Source organism: Novosphingobium profundi, assembly GCF_020524485.1.
In the GTDB taxonomy this organism is placed as follows: Bacteria; Pseudomonadota; Alphaproteobacteria; order Sphingomonadales; family Sphingomonadaceae; genus Novosphingobium; species Novosphingobium profundi_A.
Genome location: NZ_JAIVLF010000004.1, coordinates 402,663 through 423,852, shown reverse-complemented (window position 1 = coordinate 423,852; position 21,190 = coordinate 402,663). Strand labels below are relative to the sequence as shown.

Sequence of the window (21,190 nt, the reverse complement as noted above, 5' to 3'; positions counted from 1 at the left end):
GAGGATCACAATGTCGCCCGGTTTGGCTGCTTGATCGTGGCGGCTCCATCAGGCAGATGGCTGCGGACTTGCGCAGGTTTCAGTGCAGGCCTGCCAACTGTCATGGATCTCGCTGAGGCGCTTATCAGGAATTATCTTGGAATGATCGGAGTGGAAATGGTTCGCAGCACTGAGGCTCGCCGCTCGTCACACGTCGCGGCCGTGCTCCTTGGGACCACGATCCTGGCCGGTGTGCCCTCGGCCGCCTTTGCCCAGGACGCGGCCGCGCAGAGCGCTCCGACCGAGCCCGCTGCGCAGCCTGAAGGCGAGACGATCACCTCGCTGACCGTGCGCGGTTCCGAGCGTCTCGAGCAGCAGACGGTTCTTTCCTACGTGAAGCTGCGCATCGGCCAGCCGTACACCAAGGCGGCCGCCGACGGCGCGCTCAAGGATCTCTACGCGACCGAGCTTTTCAAGTCGGTCGAGGTGACCAACGAGAACGGCGCGGTGGTGATCGAGGTTCAGGAGAACCCGGTCGTCAACCGCATCATTCTTGAAGGCAACAAGCGCATCAAGAACGACAAGATCCTGCCCGAGATCAAGGTCTCGCCGCGCCAGATCTTCACCCGTTCCAAGGTCCGCGCCGACGTCGCCCGCATTATCGAGCTCTACAAGCGCCAGGGGCGCTACGCCGCGACCGTCGAGCCCAAGATGGTCATGCTCGACCAGAACCGCGTCGACATCGTCTTCGAGATCACCGAGGGCGACAAGTCCAAGGTCCGCCAGATCAACGTGATCGGTAACGAGGCCTTCTCGGACGGTGAACTGCGCTCGCAGATGGTGACCAAGCAGGCCCGCTTCTGGCGTCTGTTCTCCTCGGGCACCAGCTATGACCCCGACCGCATGGCCTTCGACCAGCAGAAGCTGCGCCAGTTCTACCTGACCGAAGGCTACGCCGACTTCCGCGTTGTCTCGGCCGTGGCCGAGCTTACGCCGGACAAGAAGGACTTCATCATCACCTACGTGGTGGAGGAAGGCGAGCGCTACAAGTTCGGCGATGTGAAGGTGGAAAGCCAGCTGCGCGACTTCTCCAGCGAGAAGATGTCCCAGAACCTGCCGATGAAGGCGGGCGACTGGTACAACGCCAAGCAGGTCGAGGACACGATCGAGAGCCTCAACAACACCGCTGGCGCCTTCGGCTATGCCTTTGCGGACGTGCGCCCGCAGTACGATCGCAACAAGGAAGACCTCACCATGGGTCTGACTTTCGTGATCCGCGAGGCGCCGCGCGTTTACGTCGAGCGCATCGACATCAACGGCAATACGCTCACCCAGGACAAGGTCATCCGCCGCGAGTTCCGTCTCGCCGAGGGCGATGCCTTCAACTCGCTTCAGGTGCGCCGTTCGACCAACCGCATCAAGTCGCTCGGCTACTTCCAGGAGAAGTTCGAGGTCGAGCAGAAGCCCGGCGCGGCCGATGACCGCATCATCCTGGAAGCCAACGTGGAAGAGCGCCCGACCGGCGAACTTCAGCTTTCGGCCGGTTTCTCGAGCCTGGAAAGCTTCATCTTCCAGGCCTCGATTCGCCAGCGCAACTTCCGTGGCCGCGGCCAGACGGTGGGCCTGTCGGGCAGCTACTCGCGCTATTCGCGCTCGGTTCAGGCGAGCTTCGTCGAGCCCTACCTGTTTGACAAGAACGTCTCGCTCGGTGTCGACCTCTACCGCCGCGACTACAACAACTTCAACTTCCAGAACTCGAACCGCAACACCACCTACCAGCAGACCACGACCGGTTTCCAGGTGCGTGCCGGTGTCCCGGTGACCGAGTACATCACCGCGGTCGGGCGCTATACGCTCAACTACGATGACGTTTCGCTCTCGGAGAGCCAGTTCTACTCGGGCGGCGAGTGCGATCCGCTGCGGGCGGGCCGTTACCTGTGCGATGCCATCGGCAAGCGCCTGAGCTCGATCGTCGGCTTCTCGCTCATCTACGACACGCTCGACAACCGTGTGCGTCCTTCGCGCGGTGAAACCGCGCAGGTCAGCATCGACGTGGCGGGCCTGGGCGGCGACGTGAAGTACGCGCGCCTGCGCGCCAACGCCGCAAAGTACTGGCCGCTGGGAGGTGGCTTCATCTTCTCGCTGCAGGGCGAGGGCGGCATCATCGAGCCCTACGGCGGCGATGACTACGTGCGCCTGACCGACCGCTTCTACCTCGGCAACCCGCAGATGCGCGGCTTCGCCGTGCGCGGTGTCGGCCCGCGCGTGATCCGCCAGTATTTCGGCCCCGATGAGGACGGCAACTACACCGTGCCGGGCAACGATTCCGATGACGCGCTGGGCGGCAAGTACTACTACATGGGGCGCGCCGAACTGGAGATCCCGCTGGGATCGGGCGCGCGCGAAATGGGTCTTCGTCCCTCGGTCTTCGTCGATGCCGGCGCGGTCTGGGGCACACGTCGTCCCGAACTCAGCGACTGCGGAGATGGTTGCTTCATCGGTCAGCGTGACCAGGACGGCAACCAGCTCTACAATGTGCTCGACGATGACGGCAATGTCGTGGGTACGAGCGTGGATCAGATCGATCCGGACACCGGTGTGACACGCAATCCGGCCGGCTCGACGAGCTATTTCACCGAGAGTTATCTCGGCGACACCTGGTTGCCGCGCGTGGCCATCGGTGTCGGCGTGAACTGGAACTCACCCTTTGGACCCTTCCGTATCGACATGTCGCACGTGCTCCTGAAGCGCGATGGCGACGACACCCGGGTCTTTTCATTCAACGTGGGAACGCAATTCTGATGAAAACTCTTCTCAAGTCCGCTGCGCTGGCTTCGACCCTGGCGCTTGCTTCCGTTGCGCTTCCGGGCGTGGCCTCGGCCCAGTCGGGCACCGTGGTCCCCGGCATCGGCGTGGCCGACCTTGAAGGCATCGTCTTCAGCTCGGCGGCCAACCAGACCGCGCGTGAACAGCGCCAGACGACCTACAAGGCGCAGATCGATCAGGCCAACAGCCGTCGCGCTGCGATTCAGGCCCAGCTTCAGCCGCTGATCCAGAAGTACCAGGCCGACAGCCGCGCCGCGAACCCGAACGAGGCCGCGCTTCAGCAGCAGGCCCAGCAGATCCAGCAGATCCAGCAGCAGGGCCAGCAGGAACTGCAGCAGATCCTCGCGCCGGTCTCGCTCTCGGAGGCCTACGTCAACGAGCAGATCGAGGAAAAGCTGAACGATGCGGTGAAGGCTGCGATGACCAAGAAGAAGGTCACCATCCTCCTCAACCCGCAGTCGATCCAGGCGATCACCGATGGTGCCTACTCGCTCAACCAGGACATTCTGGCCGAGCTCAACACCGCGATCCCGACCGCACAGATCGTCCCGCCCGAGGGCTGGGAACCGCGTCAGGTGCGTGAAGCGCGCGCGCGTCAGCAGCAGGCCGGTCAGGCCCCGGCTCCGGCCGCTGGCAACACCGCGGCGCCCGCCGGCCGTTAATTTCCAGACGAAAGTACCTGTACGATGAGCGAACCGGGCGAACTGGTCTACGATATCCCGAAAATCCTTGAAGCGCTGCCGCATCGCTATCCGATGCTGCTCGTCGACCGGGTGGTCTCCTTCGATGAGGAGTCGATCCATGCGGTCAAGGCGGTGAGCTTCAACGAGGATTTCTTCCAGGGCCATTTCCCCGGCCGTCCGATCATGCCCGGCGTTCTCCAGATCGAGGCGCTGGCGCAGACGGCGGGTATCCTTGCCATCGAGACCCTGGGTCTCGCGGGCTCGGGCAAGCTTGTCTACTTCATGGCGATCGAGAACGCGAAGTTCCGCAATCCCGTCACGCCCGGGCACCTGCTCGACCTCAAGGTGAGCTTCGTCCAGAAGCGCGCGCGGGTCTGCAAGTTCACGGGCACGGCTTCGATCGACGGGAAGACGACCTGCGAGGTCAGCTTCACAGCGATGATCGCCGACGCCTGAGGGAAGGGGGCTTTCGGGCCCCTTTCGCCGCAGTTGGCGCGCCGGGACTTGCCATTGGCACCGTTCCGATGTAAGCGCGCCGCTTTCCATGGCAGGCCGGTCGGAACCGGCCATATGCAAGAGAGATTACGACATGAAGGCCGATCTGCACCCCGACTACCACATGATCACCGTCCAGATGACCGACGGCACCACGTTCCAGACCCGCTCGACCTGGGGCAAGGAAGGTGACACGCTCGTTCTCGACGTCGATCCCACCACGCACCCGGCCTGGACCGGTGGTCAGCAGCGCGTCAACGAAGGCGGCCGCGTGGCACAGTTCAACAAGCGTTTCGGTGGTCTCTCGCTCAACAAGAAGTGAGACGACGGTTCATCCGAACCTTGAACGAAGAGGGCGGCCTTGCGAGGCCGCCCTTTTTCGTTGGGGCATCTGTGTCGTGGCCTCGTGTGGGGTCACGAATCGCGCAGGGCGTCGTCAGGATTGAGTGGTAGGGCCGGGCTCTCACCGGAATAGGAGCCCCCGCTCGTTGCGATGAGGCCTTGCCACAAGGTGTCGCTGCTGGGGATCGCGCGTTCGAACTGAAGGCCGGCCATGTCCGCGTGGGTCCAGCGTACCACTGCGCCGTGGCCGCTGGTGAGGAAGGCAAGCCCTGCACCGCGGTGAAGGCTCAGGCACTGGCCGATGCGCAGGTCCAACCCCTCGGCATGGACGCAGCAGCCGCTCGCCGACAGGTCGAGCAGCCAGGCCCGCCCGATGGGTATACCGTCGGTTCGCAGGAAGATCGGTTGCCGGATGGGATAGCGCGTCTCGCGCCGGCGCTCGTCGTGGGCGGCAGGCGTGGGCAGGGCCGTGGGGACGGCATGTGCGGGCGAAGCGGGTTCGTAGCTGGACACGTGCTGGAGGCTACGCGCAGGGCGCCTAGCCGGGCTCTAACCGCCACTTAGGGGATCGTGCGAGGCAGGCGACGAGGGCGCGGCTGCGAATCAGCCCCAGGGCTTCTCCCGGAACCACTGCGTGAGGACGTACTTGCGGCCCTTGCGAACTTTCATCGCATGATGAAGCGTTGCGGCATTGGGCGAGCCGTCGGGGCGCAGGTTGTTCCAGCAGATGAGCTTGCCCGCTTCGGGCTGGACGATCTTGTCGGCGACCTTGAAGCGGGTTGCACCGCCTGCATCGACCGAGTTCAGGTACATCATGTAGGTCCAGGTCCGCTGCCCCGCGACCGAGCAGAACTGCGCAAATTCGGGCCGGTCGGGCTCGAAGTAGTCGGTGTGGGCCTTGAACTCCTGCCCAACCTCGTAGCGCTGCCCCTGGAGCGGCTCGGCGTGGCTCTCGGGGATGCCCGAAAGCGCGCACAGGCGTGCGCGCAGGTCGGCCGCGTCCGGGTCGCGCGGCGAGAGGTCGCAGGTCGAACTGGTGCGGAAGACATCGTCGCCGTTGTAGCCGGTGATCGTGGAGGGACGGTGCTGGGCCTCGATCGTGTCGATCAGGCGCGCGCATTGTTCGCCCGAGAGGAAATTGGGCAGGATGTACATCTCGATTCGCGGCGAGGGGACCTTGCGCGCGGCCGGGTGGGCCTGGATCGGAACGGCGTATGATTCGGTAGCAGTGACCATGTGCGCCACGATAGTCGCTGGCTTCGCCCAAGAAAATTGCCTCTCCAGACGATTTTATCACTTTTTTGCTTGGCAAACGCGTCAACTGTGTGCAAAGGCGCGCTCCCGCACCGAGGACGCTTCAACGCACTTCGGTTCGCGGCTAAAGTCTCCCGGTTCGCAGATGGTCGAACGGGACGTGTGGCGATTGTAGCTCAGTTGGTCAGAGCGCCGGTTTGTGGTACCGGAGGTCGTGGGTTCGAACCCCATCAATCGCCCCATTCCTTCAAAGCTTATGATACCTTGGCCCAATAGGCGGGTAAAAACCGTAAGCCTTTTCCATCATTCACTTGCTCCTTTCGGTACGGTCTTTAGAAAGCGCGGCTTATGCACGGCTTCGCCAACCCGGCCCGTTTTCTGCGCATCGCACGCTGGCTCATGCCGCTGTGCCTGGGCGCAGGTATCGTGATCGCCCTCGCCGCCCTGGGATGGGGCCTGTTCTTCGCACCTGCCGAACGCCTGCAGGGCGAGACGGTCCGCATCGTCTACCTGCACGTGCCCGCCGCGTGGCTTGGCATGGCGGGCTGGAGCGGCATTGCGATCGCCAGCTTCACTGAACTTGTCTGGCGCCACCCGCTGGCCGGAATTGCCGCGCGCGCCTGTGCGGTGCCTGGCGCGGTCTTTACTGTGGTGTGCCTGGTGACGGGCTCGCTCTGGGGCCGTCCGGCCTGGGGCACCTGGTGGGTCTGGGACGGGCGCCTGACTTCGATGCTGGTTCTGCTGTTCCTCTACTTCGGCTGGATGGCGCTCTCGCAGGCGAGCGAGGCATCCGACGGAGCAGGAACCCGCGCGCCGGCCATCTTCGGCCTCGTGGGCGCGGTGAACATTCCCATCATTCACTATTCGGTGATCTGGTGGAACAGCCAGCACCAGCCCCCCAGCATCACCACGGGCGGTTCGGCCATGTCCGGGGCGTTCCTGTGGCCGCTCCTGATCGCGATGACAGGCTTCACGCTGATCTTTGCGGGCGTTGTGCTGGCACGCATGCGGGCAATCCTGGCGCACCAGCAGGCTGAGGCGCGGCTGCGCCGCAAGGCGCTGGCCCAGGCCGGTTGAGAGAGGACGGGAGAGAATGCGCGAAGCTATGGACCCCTGGACCTTCGTCCTTGCCTCCTACGCCATCGGCGTGGGAGCGACGGCGGCGATGGTCGGCTGGTCGCTTGTGACGATGAAACGCGCTGAAAAACGGCGTGATGAGGCAAGGAAGCGCTGACAAGGATGGCAATCAAGGCAAAGCACCAGCGCCTCGTGCTGCTCGGCGTCGCGATGGTCGTGCTGATCGGCGCGGCGATCCTCGCGATCTGGGCGTTGCGCAACCAGGCTAGTTACTTCTACGTGCCCCGTGAGATTGTGGCGAGCCCGCCCGAAGCCTCACGCGCGGTGCGCCTGGGCGGTATGGTCGAGCAGGGCTCGATCCGCACGCTGCCTGACGGGGTCAGCATCGCCTTCGTTGTCGAGGACAAGGAGGCGCGCGTGCCGGTCACTTTTCGCGGCATTGTCCCCTCGCTCTTCGTGGAAGGCTCGGGCGTCGTCGCCGAGGGCCACATGGGGAGTGATGGCACGTTCGTGGCTGACAATCTCCTTGCCAAGCATGATGAGAACTACGTTCCGCGCGAGATGAAGGACATGACCGGCGAAGAGCTGCAGCAGGCGATGGCTGAGGGCAAATGATCGCGGAACTGGGACTGGCCGCGCTCTGGCTCGCGGCGGCATTGGCAGGATTGCAGCTTCTGGGCGGATCGCTTGGCCTCACAGCAAAGGGGCAAGCGCTGGGCCGGGTCGTCCGACCCGTCGCCGTGGTGCAGGGCCTGCTGGCGCTCTTTGCCTTCTTCTGCCTGATCTATGTCTTTGCGATCACGGACCTTTCTGTAAAGCTGGTCGCGCTCAATTCGCATTCGCTAAAGCCGTTGGTCTTCAAGATTGCGGGCGCCTGGGGCAACCATGAGGGCTCAATGCTCCTGTGGGTCACGGTCATGGGAGTTGCGGGCGGTTTTGTCGCGCTGATCGAGCGCCGACTGCCCGAGCGCACGATGCTGGCAACGCTCGCCGGACAGGCCTTCGTGAGCCTCGGGTTCTACGCCTTTCTGCTGCTCTCCTCGAACCCGTTTGAGCGCCTCTCGCCGGTCCCGGCGGAGGGGCAGGGGCTCAACCCGCTGCTGCAGGACCTGGGCCTCGCCTTCCACCCGCCCACGCTGTACCTGGGATATGTCGGTCTTTCGGTGGCTTTCAGTTTCGCCATCGGCGCGCTGGTCACCCGCGAGGTCGGCCCGGCCTTCGCACGCGCCATGCGCCCCTGGGTGCTGGCGGCCTGGATTTTCCTGACCGTCGGCATCACGGCGGGGTCCTACTGGGCGTACTATGAGCTGGGCTGGGGTGGCTGGTGGTTCTGGGACCCGGTCGAGAACGCTTCGCTCATGCCCTGGCTGGCCGCGACCGCACTGCTCCATTCGGTCAGCGTACTGGCCGCGCGCGATGCGCTGCGCACCTGGACGGTGATGCTGGGCGTTGTCGCGTTTTCGATGTCGATGGTGGGCACCTTCCTCGTGCGCTCGGGCATCCTGACCAGTGTTCACGCCTTTGCGGTCGATCCCGAGCGCGGCAGCTTCATCCTGGCACTGCTCGCCATCAACATCGGCGGTGCGCTCACCCTCTTTGCGCTGCGCGCCGCGACGGTGAGCGAGGGAGCCCGCTTCGCCCCGATGAGCCGCGAGGGCGCGCTCGTCATCAACAACGTCCTGCTCTGCGCAATTCTGGGCATCGTCCTGTTCGGCACGCTCTACCCGCTCGTTGCCGAGGCTCTGGGCGCGCAGGTCTCGGTCGGCCCGCCCTACTTCAACCCGATGAGTGCGCTGTTCGCCGTGCCCATGCTGGTGGTTCTGGCAATCGGTCCGATGCTACGCTGGCGGCGTGACGACTTTGCGCGGATCGGCAAGAACCTCGTGATCCCGGCCATGCTCGTGGTGGTCATGGGCGGTGCTCTGGTGGCGGTGGCCGATGTCGCGCTCCTGCCGTTCCTCGGCCTCGTGCTGGGTGTCGGTCTTGGCTGGGCGAGCCTACTTCCCTTGCGCGGACGCAATTTGCGCCGCCTGCCGCTGGCGGTCTGGGGCATGGTGGTCGCGCACTTCGGCATCGCCGTCGCGCTTGTCGGCATGAGCAGCGAGAGCGCGTTCTCCACCGAGAAGCTCGTCGCGGTCGAGGTAGGGGAGATTACGCAGGTAGGGCCGTGGGGCGTGAAGCTGGACCGCATCGAGCCGGTCGCAGGCCCCAACTGGACCGCGCTCGAGGCGCGTCTGCTGGTGCGCTACGGGCCGGACGGCAAGGTTACGCGCCTCACCCCGCAGTCGCGCACGTTCTGGGCGCCGCCGCAGAACACCTCCGAATCCGCGCTGCTGACGCGCTGGAACGGCCAGCTCTATGCCGTTCTGGGCGGCGAGGGCGAGGACGGCCGCTGGCAGCTGCGTCTGTGGTGGAAGCCGCTGGTTCCGCTGATCTGGCTGGGTGGCCTCCTGATTGCCTTGGGCGGCCTGCTGGCGCTGCTCGGCCGCGTTACCACGGATGTGCGCCGCTCGGTCCAGAGTGATCGCATCGCCGAGCGCCGCGAAGGTGAAGAGAAGCTGCGGGAGGACCGGGCATGAGCGCGAATCGCAAGGCTCCCGAAGGCCGCGCCAAGGCGCCGCGCTGGGCGATCTGGCTCCCGCTCGCGCTCTTCGTGGGCTTCGTCGCTCTGGTGATGACCGGGCTTCTCAAACCCGCCGACCGCACCGTGCGCAGCGCGCTCGTTGGCAAGCCGATGCCCAGCTTTGATCTGCCTCCCGCGCTGCCTGGAAGGCCTGGCCTCAGCAGCGCTGAGCTGGCCAACGGCAAGGTCCACCTCGTCAACATCTTCGCCAGCTGGTGTATCCCCTGCCGGGTAGAGGCGCCGCAACTGGCGCAGCTGCAGCGGGCGGGTGTCGAGATCGAGGGCATCTCGGTGCGCGATTCGCGCGAGAACCTCGAAGGCTTCCTCGCGACCAACGGCGATCCCTTCGACAGCATCGGTGCGGACGACGATGGGCAGGTGCAACTTGCGCTGGGCTCGTCGGGCGTGCCCGAAACCTACATCGTCGATGGCAAGGGCGTGATTCGCTACCAGCACGTCGGTGAGATCCGGCCCGAACAGCTCGACGTGATCATCGCCCGGATCCAGGAGGCGGGGCAGTGAGGCGCGTCCTTCCCGCTCTGGCCGCCGTTGCCATGCTGGGCGCTCCGGCTCTCGCCCAACAGGAGCAGTCGACCGCGCCGTTCGCCTACCGTCAGCTGGACGATCCGGCGAAGGAGCGCGCCGCCATGGATCTGATGGAGACGCTGCGCTGCCTGCAATGTCAGGGCCAGTCGATCGCCGATTCGGATGCGCCGATCGCGGGCTCGATGCGCAGTCTCGTGCGCGAGCGGATCAAGGCGGGCGAAGCGCCTGAAGAAATCCGCTCCTGGCTGATCGAGCGCTATGGCGACTATGTGAGCTATGCACCGCAGCTGACCGAGCTGACCTGGCCGCTTTTCGCTGTGCCGCTTGTTTTCCTGCTGATCGCGGTCCTCCTGCTGCGCCGCCGTTTCACCTTGGTCCGTGAGGCCGAGGAACATGGCCCGGGCCATGAAGGAGAAGAGGCATGATCTGGTTCCTGCTGGCCTTGCTGGTTTTGGCTGCGTTCGTGCTGGCTGTGGTCGTCCTGAAAGTGCCGGTGGGAGGGCGCGAGGCGGTGGCCGCCGCGCTGCTCCTGGGTGTTGCGGGCTACGTCACGCAAGGCTCGCCCTCGCAGCCGTCGAGCCCGAGCACCGTGACCCCAGGCGGCGGCGAGGAAGCCGCGTTCCTGGTCGCTGCACGTGGCAAGGTCACCAACCGCACGATCCCGCCGACCAATCGCTATGTCGTCATCGCCGATGGCTTTGCACGCAACGGTCAGACGGCCGAAGCGGCGCGCGTCCTCTTGGGCGCGGTCGAAGAAAATCCCAAGGACGAGGACGCCTGGCTGGCGATGGCGAACGCGCTTGTCGCCCATTCCGAAGGTGTCCTGACTCCCGCTTCGCTCTACGCCTTTCGCCAGGCCGCAAAGGCCGACCCGAAAGCGCCGGGACCCGCGTTTTTCCTGGGGTTGGCGATGGCGCAGTCCGGCCAGTTCGGCGAAGCGCGTGAGCTCTGGGCGGACCTCCTGGAGCGCACGCCCGAGGAGGCCGAATGGCGTCCGGTACTCGCCGCCGAACTTCAGCGGCTCGATGCCTATATCAAGGGCAATGCGCCGGCTTCGGCACCCGATTCGCAGGCAGAGCCGGAGTCCCGCAACGGTACAGGCGCGGAACCAACGGCCCCTTCGCGTGATTGAGCATCATTGCTAGGCACCTGCCATGCTGCTAACGGCCTTCAACCTTGCCGCGAGTGCGAAACGGGGTCTCTAGTCCATGACGGGGCGCACGAATGAGTGATGCAACTACGGATATGAATGGCGGTGGAACGGCGAGCGCGTCGGGCGCCGCGAAGCAATCCGACGCCGGAAAATCCGGTTCCCACGGCCATTCCACCGGAAACGTCGCGAAGCTCGCCTTCGGCGCGGTCGGTGTCGTCTTCGGCGACATCGGCACGAGCCCGATCTACGCGTTTCGTGAGACTTTCGTGGGCCCGCACCCGCTGGCCATCGACGAACTGCACATTCTGGGCGTGGTCAGCCTGATCTTCTGGTCGATGACGCTTGTCGTGGCGGTTCAGTACGTGGGCATCCTCATGCGCGCGGACAACAAGGGCCAGGGCGGAAGTCTCGCGCTCGTCGCCCTCATCTCCGGCGCGATCAAGAAGTCGCGCTACGGCGGCCTCATCGTCATGCTCGGGGTTTTCGCGACAGCGCTGTTCTACGGCGATTCGATGATTACGCCCGCCGTTTCCGTGCTCTCCGCGGTCGAGGGGCTGACCGTCGTCCAGTCGAACCTCGCGCCGTTCGTCATGCCGATTGCGCTTATCCTCCTGGTCGGCCTTTTCGTGCTGCAGAAGAGCGGAACGGCCAAGGTTGGTGCGCTCTTTGCGCCGGTCATGGTGACCTATTTCTCGATCCTTGCGATCCTGGGTATCTACCATCTCGTACAGATGCCCGAGGTGCTCGTCGCGCTGAACCCGTGGTACGCGATCCAGTTCTTCCTCACCGACAAGATGCTGGGCTTCCTGGCGCTGGGCTCGGTCGTCCTGGCCGTGACTGGCGCCGAGGCGCTCTATTCGGACATGGGCCACTTCGGTCGCGGACCTATGCGCCTGTCGTGGTTCGGTTTCGTGATGCCGTGCCTGCTCATCAACTACTTCGGGCAGGCTGCGATGATCCTCAGCCTCGACGACGCGCAGGCCGCGCTCGCGATGGAGAACCCGTTCTTCAACCTTGCACCCGAATCACTGCGCCTGCCGCTCGTGATCCTGGTGAGCTGCGCCGCCTTCATTGCCAGCCAGGCGGTGATATCGGGCGCCTTCTCGATCACGCACCAGGCCATGCAGCTGGGGTTCATACCGCGCCTTTCGACCCGTCATACCTCCGAGCACGAGGTCGGCCAGATCTACATTCCCTTCGTGAACTGGGCACTGATGATCGGCGTGATCGTGCTGGTGCTGGTCTTCCAGAATTCCTCGAACCTGGCCTCGGCCTACGGTATCGCGGTGACCGGTGCGATGCTGATCGACACCTGCCTGATGACGGTTCTCCTGATCGTCCTGTGGCGCTGGAAGCTATGGATCGCGATCCCCGTCGCGGTGACCTTCTTCGTGGTCGATGGCGCCTACTTCGCCGCGAACGCGACCAAGATCCCCGATGGAGGCTGGTTCCCGCTGCTGATCGGTGCGGTGGCCTTCACGCTCCTCACCACCTGGAACAAGGGCCGCCGCCTCATGCGCGATCGCATGACCGAGGCTGCGCTTCCGCTCAACGTCTTTGCCAAGAGCGCGCATGGCAGCGCCGCGCGCGTGCCGGGTACGGCGATCTTCATGGCCTCGAGCAACGTCGGCGTGCCCTCGGCGCTCCTCCACAACATCAAGCACAACAAGGTGCTGCACGAACGCGTGGTGGTGCTGACCGTCGAGGTCCAGGACGTGCCCTATGTCGAATCGGGAGAGCGCTACTCGGTGCAGGACCTGGGGCAGGGCTTCTACCGCATGACCCTGCGCTATGGTTTCATGGAGGAAACCGACATTCCCGCAGCGCTTGCCCATAACCAGATGTGCGGCCAGCCTTTCGAAATGATGAAGACCAGCTTCTTCCTCTCGCGCCAGACCCTCGTCGCCTCGGAGAAGCCGGGCATGGCGATCTGGCGGGAACGTCTCTTCGCCTGGATGATGCGCAACGCGGCGAGCGCCATGGTGTTCTTCCGCCTGCCCACCAACCGCGTAGTCGAACTCGGCAGCCAGCTGGAAATCTGACCGGGGCGGTGGAAACAGCGCTGACCTTTACGCTCGTTGTCGGGATCGGCGCAACTGTCGCGCTTGATGTCTGGGGGCGGCAGCTGCGGCGCTGGTTCGGCATTGCCGGGGCCGACTGGGGGCTGGTCGGGCAATGGCTCTCCGGGCTGCCCGCCGGACGATTGGTCCACACGAGCGATGGGTTCGAGATACCAAGCCGAGGCGAACGTGCCCTTGGCTGGACCTTCCACTATCTTGTCGGTCTGGTCTACGCGGCTGCCTATCCGCTGGTATGGGGCCCGGATTTCCTGGCGGCGCCGTCGCCGGGCCCATTTGTTCTCGTCGGCTTCGGGTTGAGCACGCTTGCGGGGCTGTGCATCCTGACACCGGGCATGGGCGGCGGCCTATTCGCCTCGCGCACGCCCGACCAGGGACGCCGGATCGCGCTCATGCTGCTCAACCACGCGGTCTTTGCGGGCGCGCAGTACGCCCTTGCGCTGGGGCTGGTGACGCGCCCCACCTGAAACGGCGCGGGCTGACAGGGGCGCGGGCGGCCGTTAGGGTTTCGCGCCATGCAGTTCCTACGCACGCTCGTTCATGATTTTCGCTGGTTCCACATTGCGGTGGGCCTTGTCGGCAACCTGCTCTTCGTTGTGGGGAGCGTGTTGTTCCTGCCCGCCATGGCGGCCTGGCAGACGGCGGGCGTGTGGATGTTCATTGCCGGTTCGGGGCTGATGTTCCTCGGCGCGCTGGGCGAACTGCTCAAGCAGACGCTTTCCATGCGCGGCACCCGGCTGGAGCGCGACAGCAGCGCGCCCTGACCGGGTGATGCCCTCTTGCGCTTAGTCGTGCGGTGGGTTGTCGAGAAGGTCCTCGCGCGCTTCGGTTTCGCCCATGCCGTGCTTCAGCACCATGGGGAGCTGCGAGAAGGTGAAGAGGAACGAGGCGACCGTGAAGCCCCAGAGCTTGGCCTGAAGCCAGGCATCGAAGCTGACGGTGTAGACCAGAACGGTATTCGCGATGGCCAGGACCAGGAAGAACCAGGCCCAGTTGCGTGACAGCTTGATCCAGCCTTCCTCGTTCAGCCCCTCGAAGGCGGACTGGAGAAGGTACTTGAGCATCGGCTTGCCCTTCATCAGTCCGATGAAGAGCACGACCGAGAACATCAGGTAAACGGCTGTGGGCTTGAGCTGGATCCAGATCGCCTCGCGGAAGATCACGGTGAGGGTGCCGAAACCCAGGATCAGCGTCGTCGTCAGCCAGAGCATGGGCGAGACCTTGCCCAGGCGCCATTTGGAGACACCCAGCGCGACGACCGTCGCGCCCATGAAGGCGATGGTGCCCTTGATGACGGCCGAAACCGTGCCGATGGCATCGCCGCTCTCTTCGGGTGAGAAGTGGCGGTAGGTCAGGAAGAAGACGAGAAGCGGGCCGAAATCGACGACCAGGTTGATCCAGCTCGACTTGGGCTTTTCGGCCGTAGTGGCGCTGTCCTGCTGTGCCTTCGGGCTTTCCATTACGCGATACCTGCAATGACGCGGGCGACGAGGTCCGGGTCGAAGGGACGAAGGTCGTCGATCTTCTCGCCCACGCCGATGGCGTGGATGGGAAGGCCGTACTGCTCGGCCGCGGCCACGAGGACGCCGCCGCGTGCGGTGCCGTCGAGCTTGGTCATGACGAGGCCGGTGACGCCCGCCACTTCCTTGAAGGTCTCGATCTGGGCGAGCGCATTCTGGCCGTTGGTGGCATCAAGCACGAGCACGACATCGTGCGGGGCAGCCGGGTTGAGGCGGCCCAGAACGCGGCGGATCTTCGCCAGCTCGTCCATCAGCTCGCGCTTGTTCTGGAGGCGCCCGGCCGTGTCGACGATCAGCACGTCAGTGCCGTCCTCGGTCGCGTCCTTGACCGCATCGAACACCACTGAAGCCGGGTCGCCGCCCTCGGGGCCCTTGACGATGGGGACCTCGAGCCGGTCGGCCCAGACCGCAAGCTGACCGATGGCGGCCGCACGGAAGGTGTCGCCCGCCGCCAGCATGACCGCGTAGTCCTGTTCCTGGAAGAGGTGGGCAAGCTTGGCGATGGTGGTGGTCTTGCCCGAGCCGTTGACACCGATGGTGAGGATCACCTGCGGGCGCGGGAAGGCGACGATGTCGAGGGGCTTGGCGACGGGGCGCAGGATGTCGGCGATCTCGCGGGCAACCACTTCCATGATCGCGCGCTCGTCTGCGTCACGTTCGAAGCGCTCCTCGGCAAGGCGTTCGCGGATGCGGGCGGCCGCGCGCGGGCCCAGGTCCGAGATGATGAGGGCGTCTTCCAGGTCGTCGAGCTGCGCGTCGGTCAGGCGGTTGCCGCCCACGATCCCGGCGAGGTTCCCGCTCAGGCGCTCGGAGGTCTTGCGAAACCCGCCAAAGAGCCGGTCGGACCAGTCGCCATCCTGCGTCGTGGCGGACCCTCCGGCAGGTGGGGTGGTGTCGCTCATGCTTCCAGTATTCCTTCGATCACGTTGGCGGGCGTGAGGCACAGCACGGTGCCCGGCACGGTCCCGTCTGGCAGCCGGACCCGTGCGAAATTCTCCGCGTGGCCGGTACCATCCTTTTCGGCGAGAACCCATAGCGGGCGAGAGACCTGCGCGGCAAGCCAGCGCGCACGTTCTTTCGACACCGCCTCGCGCAATTCACGGGCCCGGCGCTTGATGAGCGCAGGCTCGACCTGCGGCATGCGCGCGGCGGGCGTGCCCGGGCGCGGGGAGAAGGGGAAGACATGGCCATGGACGATGCCAAGCTCGCCGATGATCGAGAGATTGGCCGCGTGCGCGGCCTCGTTCTCTGTCGGAAAACCGGCCATGAGATCGGCGCCCACGGCAAGGTCAGGGCGGCGCGCGCGCAGGCTCTCGACCAGCGTCACCGCATCGGCGCGGCTGTGGCGGCGCTTCATGCGTTTGAGGATGAGGTCATCGCCATGCTGGAGCGAGAGATGAACGTGCGGCATGACCCGCGGCTCGCTGGCGAGAAGTTCGAACAGGACGGGATCGACTTCGGCCCCGTCGATGGAAGACAGGCGCAGGCGCGGCAGCTCGGGGAAGCGGTCGAGAATCGCTGCACAAAGCTCGCCAAGGCGCGGCGCGCCCTCGAGGTCTTCCCCCCAGGAGGTGAGATCGACGCCGGTCAGGATGACTTCCTTGACGCCCCGTTCGTGGTGGACGGCAACGTCGGCAAGGGCCTCGCCAATCGTGCGCGAACGGCTGGCGCCGCGTCCTTGGGGGATCACGCAGAAAGTGCAGGAATGGTCGCAACCGTTCTGCACCTGGACGAAGGCGCGGGTATAGGCCGCGCGGCGCTCGGGCACGGTGGGAGGAGGCACGTTCCAGGCGCGTGGGTCGAGCTTGGCGGTGTTGGCGACAAGGCCGTCGACCTCGGGCATGGCGGCGAGGGCTTCGCGCTCGACCTCGGCGGCGCAGCCCGTCACCACGATGCGAGCGTCGGGGCGGGCCCGGCGGGCGCGGCGGATGGCCTGGCGCGTCTGGCGCACGGCCTCGGAGGTGACCGCGCAGGAGTTGATGACGACAAGATCGTCGGCCTCGCGCAGCAGCGCGCGCATGTCTTCGCTCTCGGAAAGGTTCAGCCGGCAGCCCAGCGAATGGACTTCGGCGCTCAAGCGTGCGTCCCGTCCACGGGGCCAAGACCGAAGTCGGCGGCGGCGAACGAGCCCCGGAAGCTTTCAGTGGCAGGACCGGTCATCACGATCACGCCGTCCTCGCGCCAGTCGATGCGCAGCGTGCCGCCGGGGAGCGAGACCTTGACCGAGCGGTCGACGAGGCCGCGCCGCATGGCCGCAACAGCCGTGGCGCAGGCACCCGTGCCGCAGGCGCGGGTGAGCCCGGCGCCGCGTTCCCATACGCGCAGGGTGAGGGCATCGCGCCCGGTGATCCCGGCGACGTTGACGTTGACCCGTTCCGGAAAGATGGGATCGTTCTCGATCAGTGGGCCGAGGCGCGCCATGTCGATGGCGTAGGGATCGGGAACGAAGAAGATGGCGTGCGGATTGCCGACGTTGACGGCGCTCGGGTTGACGAGCTCCTCCCAGGCGACGGGCATGGCGTGGGTGTCCATGGCGTAGGCGAGGGGGATCGCGTCCCAGTCGAAGCGGGGCGTTCCCATCTCGACCGAGATCCCGGCCTCGGCGGGCGATGCGTGGACAATGCCGCCCAGCGTCTCGATCGCGGCGCTTTGCCCATGGAGCAGGCCGACCGCGCGGGTGGCGTTGCCGCAGGCTTCCACTTCGCTGCCGTCGGGATTGAAGATGCGCATGCGAAAGTCAGCCGAAGTGCTCGGTTCCAGCACCAGCAACTGGTCACAGCCGATGCCGGTGTGACGGTCCGCAAGCGCACTGGCGATGGACCCGTCGATGGCGGGCAAGGGCTGGCTGCGCGCGTCCAGGACGACGAAATCGTTGCCCAGGCCATGCATCTTGATGAAGTCGATCCGCATGGGCTGCGATCTAGGTATTTCGGGTGGATTGGTCCAGCCCTCAGATCGAGAGGCGTGCGATGGCGCCCCGGCCTTATGCGGTGTTCAGGCGCGGCCGGATCGGCGGTTTTCGTTGGAGGTCGTTGTCTCGAGGTCGAGCGTCCGCAGCGGGTGGTCCGGGGCAGCCGGACTCACAGGGGCGCTTTCACCACGCGGGGCGGTTCCCGCGCTGATCCACTCGCCGAGCTCGGAAGCGGGGCGCGGCGCACCAAAATAGTGTCCCTGGCCCTTTACCGGGCCAAGTTTGCGCAGTTCGTTGAGGACGTGGACATTGGCGATGCCTTCGGCCGTGATCGGCAGGTGCAGGCCTTCGCCCACCATCGCAATGCCACGCACGATGGCGGCGGCGTCCCTGTCGGTATCGATCCGCTCGATGAAACTGCGGTCGATCTTCATGTGGTCGAAGGGCAGGCTGCGCAGTTGGGCGAGCGAACTGAAACCGGTTCCGAAGTCGTCGAGGCTGACCTTGATGCCTTGGTTCTTGAGGCTGGTCAGGAGCGAGCGGACCTGTCCCACGTTCTGGTGCAGACAGCTTTCAGTGATCTCGATTTCCAGGCGCTCGGCCGGGAAGCTTGATTCGACGAGAAGTTTCAGAATCTTCTGGGCGAACCACGGATCACGCAGTTGGAGCGGGGAGATGTTCACCGAGAGGGTGAGCTCGCGGGGCCATCCCTTTGCATCCTGGAGAGCCTGTCGGATGAGCGCTTCGGAGAGTTCGGCGATGGCCCCGATATCCTCGGCAATCGGGATGAAGATGTCGGGAGAAACGAGGCCTAGATCAGGGGATTGCCACCGTGCGAGCATTTCAAAGCCGCATAGGCGACCTGAGCCCAGATCCATCTGCCGTTCGTAGTAGGGAACGAATTCGCCAGCGGGGATGCCCCGGCGGATCTTGTCCTCCAGCTCGGTGCGCAGGTGCAGTTCCTCGGCCATCTGCGGCTCGAACCAGGAGAAGGAGTTCCGGCCCTGGTGCTTGGCGTGGTACATCGCCACGTCGGCATATTCGAGCAGGGCCTGTGCGTCGGCAGGCTCTGCGGCGCGGTGGCTGCGTGTGGTCGAGGCAAGCCCGAGCGAGCCGGTGATATCGGCCGTCGTGTCACCCACGCGCATGGTGCGGGCAAGCTGCTTGAGAAGGATCTCGGCGAGGCGATCGATGTGTCCGCTCTGGGCAGGTGCGTACTCGATGGCGATGGCGAACTCATCGCCTCCGATGCGGGCAATGGCGCTGCCGATCGGGACCACCTCGCGAATGCGCGCGGCGCACTGGCGCAGCAACTGGTCGCCCGCGGCGTGCCCGTTGAAGTCGTTGACCTGCTTGAAGTTGTCGAGATCGATCATCATCAGCGCCACGGCGCGTCCGCTCTCGCGGGCCTTGGCGATCATGGCATCGGCGCGCATGCCGAAGCTGCGGCGGTTAAGGAACCCGGTCAGGGGGTCGGTTTCGGCCAGGCGACGGGCTGCCGCTTCCTCGCGCGTGCGTTCGGCGAGTTCGGCGTTGAGCTCGCGGTAACGGCTCCACCCGAAGATGATGATGGCGATGTTGAGAAGAAAGGCGTTGAGGATGAACTGGTCGGGACCCGGGCTCTGGCCCATCAGTGCGCGCACGACGTCGGGGCCGATCACGCTGCCGGTCGCGGTGAACAGCAGAATCGCGGACGTCACGATGCCGAACGCAACGACATCCACGGTGCGTCTGCCCGGGATGTCGTCGATGTTGTCTGTGGTCGTCGTGACCTTGGCGTTCAAAGCCAGAGCTCCCTGAATTCGTCGGAAGCGGAAGCTCTAGGGATATCCCCTGAAGTTTTGGTTAAATCGCCTCGGAAGTTCACTTCAGGATTTTGCTAAATGTTCGGTGTTTCAGTATTTTAATCCGATTTCGCGGAGGCGTTCCTGGAGATAGTCGTCCGCGGTAATGACGTCGGGATACTGGTCGGGATTGTCGGCGCTGATGCATTGCGGAAGCGTCACGAAGGGAAAGTCGCTGCGCAGGTGCAGGAAGAAGGGCATCGAATAGCGGCTGTAGCCAGCGCGCTCGCCTTCGGGATTGCGCACGCGGTGCGTGGTTGAAGGCAGGACGTTGTTGGTCAGGCGCTGCAGCATGTCGCCGATGTTGATGACCATGGCGCCTTCGGGCGGTGCGACCGAGAGCCATTCGCCATCCTTGCTCAGAAGCTCCAGACCGGCTTCCTCGGCGCCAAGCAGCAGGGTGATGAGGTTGATGTCCTCATGTGCTCCGGCGCGGATGGCCCCACCAGCCCCTTCGGCCACGGGCGGATAGTGCAGCAGGCGCAGCACCGAATTGCCATCGTCGATAGCCGGATCGAACCAGCGCGGATCGAGGCCGAGGTGGACGGCGATGGCCGAGAGGATCTCTGCGCCCACGGCGTCGAAACGGGCAAACAGGGTCTTGAAGGTGTCCTCGAAGCCTTCGACTTCGCCGGGCCAGATGTTGGGCGGCATGCTGTCGGCCAGCGGCGAGCCTTCGGGAAGGTCGCGCCCGACGTGCCAGAATTCCTTGAGGTCCTTCTCGGTTGCGCCCTTGGCGACTTCGGTGCGGAACGGGGTGTAACCGCGCGCACCGGCCTTGCCGGCCAGGTGGTAGGCGCGCTTGGTCTCTTCGGGCAGCGCGAAGAATTCGCGGGTCAGGGCCCATGCCCGGTCGATCAGGTCCTGGTCGATGCCGTGATCGCGGATCATGGCGAAACCGAAGGTGCGGAACGATTCGCCGATACGGGCGGGGAGATCGTCGCGGTCGGCCTCGAGGCTCAGAACGGGGATATTGGCGAGGTCCATGTCTTGCATATTTCCATCAAGAATCGTCTATGCCGCCGCTGTAAAGGTTTTGAAGCCCTTAGTCGAAACGGAAAGGCATACGATGGCAAAGCGCTACTGGCTCCTCAAGTCCGAACCCGATGCCTATGGCTGGCGCCACCTGGTGCGCGAGGGCGAGGGGACCTGGGACGGGGTGCGCAACCACCGGGCGGCCAACAACCTGCGCGCTATGGAAGTCGGTGACGAAGCGTTCTTCTACCATTCGAACGAGGGGCGCGAGATCGTGGGGATCGTCGAGGTGAGCGCGGCGGGACTTACCGATCCGAGCGATCCTGATGGCAAGTGGGCCGCGGTCAAGGTCAAGCCGGTGCGCAAGCTGGCGCGCAGCGTCACGCTCAAGCAGATCAAGGCCGACCCGGCGCTCGCCGACATGGAACTGGTCAAGCTGTCGCGGCTCTCGGTCGGCGAGGTCCGGCCCGAGGAATGGGCGCACATCCTGGAAATGGCGGGCGACTGACACTTGACTGGAGTGGGTTCAGCCGGGTTGTCCAGTTGTCTCACGTAAGGCTCGCCTTGTCCGCGGGGCAGGAACAAACCGCCCGGCCGAGCTGTTGTCCTTGTGTAAGATCGGCAGGTAAGTGCCGAAGAAACAAGGAGATGTTATCATGGGTGAACTGAAGGACACGATCAAGGGTCTGGGCAACGAGATCGCCGGTAACGCCAAGCAGGCCGCAGGCGATGCGCGCAACGATCCCGAGCAGAAGGCCGAGGGCAAGGCCCAGGAGCGCAAGGGCGAAGTCCAGCAGGGCGTCGGCAAGGTGAAGGGCGCCGTGGGCGACCGCGTCTGACGGAACAACCGCGATCTGGCCAGGGCCAGGCTTTGACCAGATGAG

General features: G+C 65.0%; 24 protein-coding genes and 1 tRNA gene. 17 read left to right on the top strand and 8 right to left on the bottom strand.

What is annotated here, in order from left to right; translation table 11 throughout:
* Positions 1-156 precede the first annotated feature (156 nt).
* The 4 genes from bamA (at position 157) to rpmE (ending at position 4,305) form a co-directional block, all read left to right on the top strand.
* Positions 157-2,781 carry an outer membrane protein assembly factor BamA gene (gene bamA, locus LC060_RS12335; protein WP_226635953.1) on the top strand — a complete coding sequence of 875 codons (2,625 nt, stop codon included), beginning with the start codon at positions 157-159 and terminating at the stop codon, positions 2,779-2,781.
* The gene (locus LC060_RS12330) at positions 2,781-3,467 is read left to right on the top strand and encodes an OmpH family outer membrane protein (protein WP_226635951.1); all 687 of its coding nucleotides are present in this window, start codon (positions 2,781-2,783) and stop codon (positions 3,465-3,467) included. Before bamA ends, LC060_RS12330 begins: the two co-directional genes overlap by 1 nt.
* Positions 3,468-3,491: 24 nt before the next feature.
* A complete protein-coding gene (gene fabZ, locus LC060_RS12325) occupies positions 3,492-3,944 on the top strand; it encodes a 3-hydroxyacyl-ACP dehydratase FabZ (RefSeq protein WP_039394211.1) in 453 nt (150 codons plus the stop codon).
* Between the two features lie 133 nt (positions 3,945-4,077).
* Positions 4,078-4,305: a 50S ribosomal protein L31 gene (gene rpmE / locus LC060_RS12320; protein WP_039394209.1), complete on the top strand. Its 228-nt coding sequence runs from the start codon at positions 4,078-4,080 to the stop codon at positions 4,303-4,305.
* A 92-nt stretch (positions 4,306-4,397) separates the two neighbouring features.
* On the opposite strand, the gene LC060_RS12315 is transcribed toward rpmE, so the two are convergent.
* Together LC060_RS12315 and LC060_RS12310 are read right to left on the bottom strand one after the other, a co-directional pair.
* The gene (locus LC060_RS12315; protein ID WP_226635950.1) at positions 4,398-4,838 is read right to left on the bottom strand and encodes a PilZ domain-containing protein; all 441 of its coding nucleotides are present in this window, start codon (positions 4,836-4,838) and stop codon (positions 4,398-4,400) included.
* Between the two features lie 90 nt (positions 4,839-4,928).
* Positions 4,929-5,561 carry a prolyl hydroxylase family protein gene (locus LC060_RS12310; RefSeq protein WP_226635948.1) on the bottom strand — a complete coding sequence of 211 codons (633 nt, stop codon included), beginning with the start codon at positions 5,559-5,561 and terminating at the stop codon, positions 4,929-4,931.
* Positions 5,562-5,744: 183 nt separating this feature from the next.
* On the opposite strand from LC060_RS12310, the gene LC060_RS12305 reads away from it, so the two are divergent.
* The 11 genes from LC060_RS12305 (at position 5,745) to LC060_RS12255 (ending at position 13,820) form a co-directional block, all read left to right on the top strand.
* A tRNA-His gene (locus LC060_RS12305) sits at positions 5,745-5,821 on the top strand.
* Positions 5,822-5,927: 106 nt separating this feature from the next.
* Complete coding sequence (ccmC, locus tag LC060_RS12300) at positions 5,928-6,656, top strand: heme ABC transporter permease CcmC (protein WP_226635946.1); 729 nt, start codon at positions 5,928-5,930, stop codon at positions 6,654-6,656.
* A 16-nt stretch (positions 6,657-6,672) separates the two neighbouring features.
* A complete protein-coding gene (locus LC060_RS12295; protein WP_199904437.1) occupies positions 6,673-6,813 on the top strand; it encodes a hypothetical protein in 141 nt (46 codons plus the stop codon).
* A 5-nt stretch (positions 6,814-6,818) separates the two neighbouring features.
* The gene (gene ccmE / locus LC060_RS12290; protein WP_226635945.1) at positions 6,819-7,271 is read left to right on the top strand and encodes a cytochrome c maturation protein CcmE; all 453 of its coding nucleotides are present in this window, start codon (positions 6,819-6,821) and stop codon (positions 7,269-7,271) included.
* On the top strand, positions 7,268-9,235 hold the full coding sequence (locus LC060_RS12285; RefSeq protein ID WP_226635943.1) for a heme lyase CcmF/NrfE family subunit: 1,968 nt from the start codon (positions 7,268-7,270) through the stop codon (positions 9,233-9,235). The genes ccmE and LC060_RS12285 overlap by 4 nt, the downstream gene beginning before the upstream one ends.
* Positions 9,232-9,801: a DsbE family thiol:disulfide interchange protein gene (locus tag LC060_RS12280; RefSeq protein WP_226635941.1), complete on the top strand. Its 570-nt coding sequence runs from the start codon at positions 9,232-9,234 to the stop codon at positions 9,799-9,801. Before LC060_RS12285 ends, LC060_RS12280 begins: the two co-directional genes overlap by 4 nt.
* Before the next feature lie 32 nt (positions 9,802-9,833).
* A complete protein-coding gene (locus LC060_RS12275; protein ID WP_226636535.1) occupies positions 9,834-10,250 on the top strand; it encodes a cytochrome c-type biogenesis protein in 417 nt (138 codons plus the stop codon).
* A complete protein-coding gene (locus tag LC060_RS12270) occupies positions 10,247-10,957 on the top strand; it encodes a tetratricopeptide repeat protein (protein ID WP_226635940.1) in 711 nt (236 codons plus the stop codon). Before LC060_RS12275 ends, LC060_RS12270 begins: the two co-directional genes overlap by 4 nt.
* A gap of 92 nt (positions 10,958-11,049) precedes the next feature.
* Positions 11,050-13,020: a potassium transporter Kup gene (locus tag LC060_RS12265; protein ID WP_226635938.1), complete on the top strand. Its 1,971-nt coding sequence runs from the start codon at positions 11,050-11,052 to the stop codon at positions 13,018-13,020.
* Positions 13,021-13,028: 8 nt separating this feature from the next.
* The gene (locus LC060_RS12260; RefSeq protein WP_226635936.1) at positions 13,029-13,523 is read left to right on the top strand and encodes a DUF2938 family protein; all 495 of its coding nucleotides are present in this window, start codon (positions 13,029-13,031) and stop codon (positions 13,521-13,523) included.
* 48 nt (positions 13,524-13,571) lie between these two features.
* Entirely contained in the window at positions 13,572-13,820 is a 249-nt protein-coding gene (locus LC060_RS12255) for a YrhK family protein (protein ID WP_052322575.1), read from the top strand.
* A 21-nt stretch (positions 13,821-13,841) separates the two neighbouring features.
* Here the strand turns inward: LC060_RS12255 and LC060_RS12250 are convergent, their stop codons facing one another.
* From LC060_RS12250 to LC060_RS12225, 6 genes are all read right to left on the bottom strand, one after another.
* Entirely contained in the window at positions 13,842-14,516 is a 675-nt protein-coding gene (locus LC060_RS12250; protein ID WP_226635935.1) for an inner membrane-spanning protein YciB, read from the bottom strand.
* Positions 14,516-15,478 carry a signal recognition particle-docking protein FtsY gene (gene ftsY / locus LC060_RS12245; RefSeq protein WP_226635933.1) on the bottom strand — a complete coding sequence of 321 codons (963 nt, stop codon included), beginning with the start codon at positions 15,476-15,478 and terminating at the stop codon, positions 14,516-14,518. Before ftsY ends, LC060_RS12250 begins: the two co-directional genes overlap by 1 nt.
* Positions 15,475-16,653, bottom strand: coding sequence for a MiaB/RimO family radical SAM methylthiotransferase (locus LC060_RS12240; RefSeq protein WP_226635931.1), 1,179 nt, complete (start codon positions 16,651-16,653; stop codon positions 15,475-15,477). Before LC060_RS12240 ends, ftsY begins: the two co-directional genes overlap by 4 nt.
* Positions 16,650-17,486 carry a diaminopimelate epimerase gene (dapF, locus tag LC060_RS12235; protein ID WP_226635930.1) on the bottom strand — a complete coding sequence of 279 codons (837 nt, stop codon included), beginning with the start codon at positions 17,484-17,486 and terminating at the stop codon, positions 16,650-16,652. The genes LC060_RS12240 and dapF overlap by 4 nt, the downstream gene beginning before the upstream one ends.
* Positions 17,487-17,570: 84 nt before the next feature.
* Positions 17,571-19,271, bottom strand: coding sequence for a putative bifunctional diguanylate cyclase/phosphodiesterase (locus tag LC060_RS12230; RefSeq protein WP_226635928.1), 1,701 nt, complete (start codon positions 19,269-19,271; stop codon positions 17,571-17,573).
* A 111-nt stretch (positions 19,272-19,382) separates the two neighbouring features.
* Positions 19,383-20,318, bottom strand: coding sequence for an isopenicillin N synthase family dioxygenase (locus LC060_RS12225; RefSeq protein WP_226635927.1), 936 nt, complete (start codon positions 20,316-20,318; stop codon positions 19,383-19,385).
* Positions 20,319-20,400: 82 nt separating this feature from the next.
* On the opposite strand from LC060_RS12225, the gene LC060_RS12220 reads away from it, so the two are divergent.
* Both LC060_RS12220 and LC060_RS12215 read left to right on the top strand, forming a co-directional pair.
* Complete coding sequence (locus tag LC060_RS12220; protein WP_226635926.1) at positions 20,401-20,814, top strand: EVE domain-containing protein; 414 nt, start codon at positions 20,401-20,403, stop codon at positions 20,812-20,814.
* A 148-nt stretch (positions 20,815-20,962) separates the two neighbouring features.
* A complete protein-coding gene (locus LC060_RS12215) occupies positions 20,963-21,145 on the top strand; it encodes a CsbD family protein (protein WP_039394171.1) in 183 nt (60 codons plus the stop codon).
* Positions 21,146-21,190 lie beyond the last annotated feature (45 nt).

Excerpts from the sequence above, each read along its gene's own strand:
- bamA (WP_226635953.1), top strand. The coding sequence starts at position 157 with ATGGTTCGCAGCACTGAGGCTCGCCGCTCGTCACACGTCGCGGCCGTG.
- LC060_RS12330 (WP_226635951.1), top strand. The coding sequence starts at position 2,781 with ATGAAAACTCTTCTCAAGTCCGCTGCGCTGGCTTCGACCCTGGCGCTT.
- fabZ (WP_039394211.1), top strand. The coding sequence starts at position 3,492 with ATGAGCGAACCGGGCGAACTGGTCTACGATATCCCGAAAATCCTTGAA.
- rpmE (WP_039394209.1), top strand. The coding sequence starts at position 4,078 with ATGAAGGCCGATCTGCACCCCGACTACCACATGATCACCGTCCAGATG.
- LC060_RS12310 (WP_226635948.1), bottom strand. The coding sequence starts at position 5,561 with ATGGTCACTGCTACCGAATCATACGCCGTTCCGATCCAGGCCCACCCG.
- ccmC (WP_226635946.1), top strand. The coding sequence starts at position 5,928 with ATGCACGGCTTCGCCAACCCGGCCCGTTTTCTGCGCATCGCACGCTGG.
- LC060_RS12295 (WP_199904437.1), top strand. The coding sequence starts at position 6,673 with ATGCGCGAAGCTATGGACCCCTGGACCTTCGTCCTTGCCTCCTACGCC.
- ccmE (WP_226635945.1), top strand. The coding sequence starts at position 6,819 with ATGGCAATCAAGGCAAAGCACCAGCGCCTCGTGCTGCTCGGCGTCGCG.
- LC060_RS12285 (WP_226635943.1), top strand. The coding sequence starts at position 7,268 with ATGATCGCGGAACTGGGACTGGCCGCGCTCTGGCTCGCGGCGGCATTG.
- LC060_RS12280 (WP_226635941.1), top strand. The coding sequence starts at position 9,232 with ATGAGCGCGAATCGCAAGGCTCCCGAAGGCCGCGCCAAGGCGCCGCGC.
- LC060_RS12275 (WP_226636535.1), top strand. The coding sequence starts at position 9,834 with ATGCTGGGCGCTCCGGCTCTCGCCCAACAGGAGCAGTCGACCGCGCCG.
- LC060_RS12270 (WP_226635940.1), top strand. The coding sequence starts at position 10,247 with ATGATCTGGTTCCTGCTGGCCTTGCTGGTTTTGGCTGCGTTCGTGCTG.
- LC060_RS12265 (WP_226635938.1), top strand. The coding sequence starts at position 11,050 with ATGAGTGATGCAACTACGGATATGAATGGCGGTGGAACGGCGAGCGCG.
- LC060_RS12255 (WP_052322575.1), top strand. The coding sequence starts at position 13,572 with ATGCAGTTCCTACGCACGCTCGTTCATGATTTTCGCTGGTTCCACATT.
- LC060_RS12250 (WP_226635935.1), bottom strand. The coding sequence starts at position 14,516 with ATGGAAAGCCCGAAGGCACAGCAGGACAGCGCCACTACGGCCGAAAAG.
- ftsY (WP_226635933.1), bottom strand. The coding sequence starts at position 15,478 with ATGAGCGACACCACCCCACCTGCCGGAGGGTCCGCCACGACGCAGGAT.
- dapF (WP_226635930.1), bottom strand. The coding sequence starts at position 17,486 with ATGCGGATCGACTTCATCAAGATGCATGGCCTGGGCAACGATTTCGTC.
- LC060_RS12225 (WP_226635927.1), bottom strand. The coding sequence starts at position 20,318 with ATGGACCTCGCCAATATCCCCGTTCTGAGCCTCGAGGCCGACCGCGAC.
- LC060_RS12220 (WP_226635926.1), top strand. The coding sequence starts at position 20,401 with ATGGCAAAGCGCTACTGGCTCCTCAAGTCCGAACCCGATGCCTATGGC.
- LC060_RS12215 (WP_039394171.1), top strand. The coding sequence starts at position 20,963 with ATGGGTGAACTGAAGGACACGATCAAGGGTCTGGGCAACGAGATCGCC.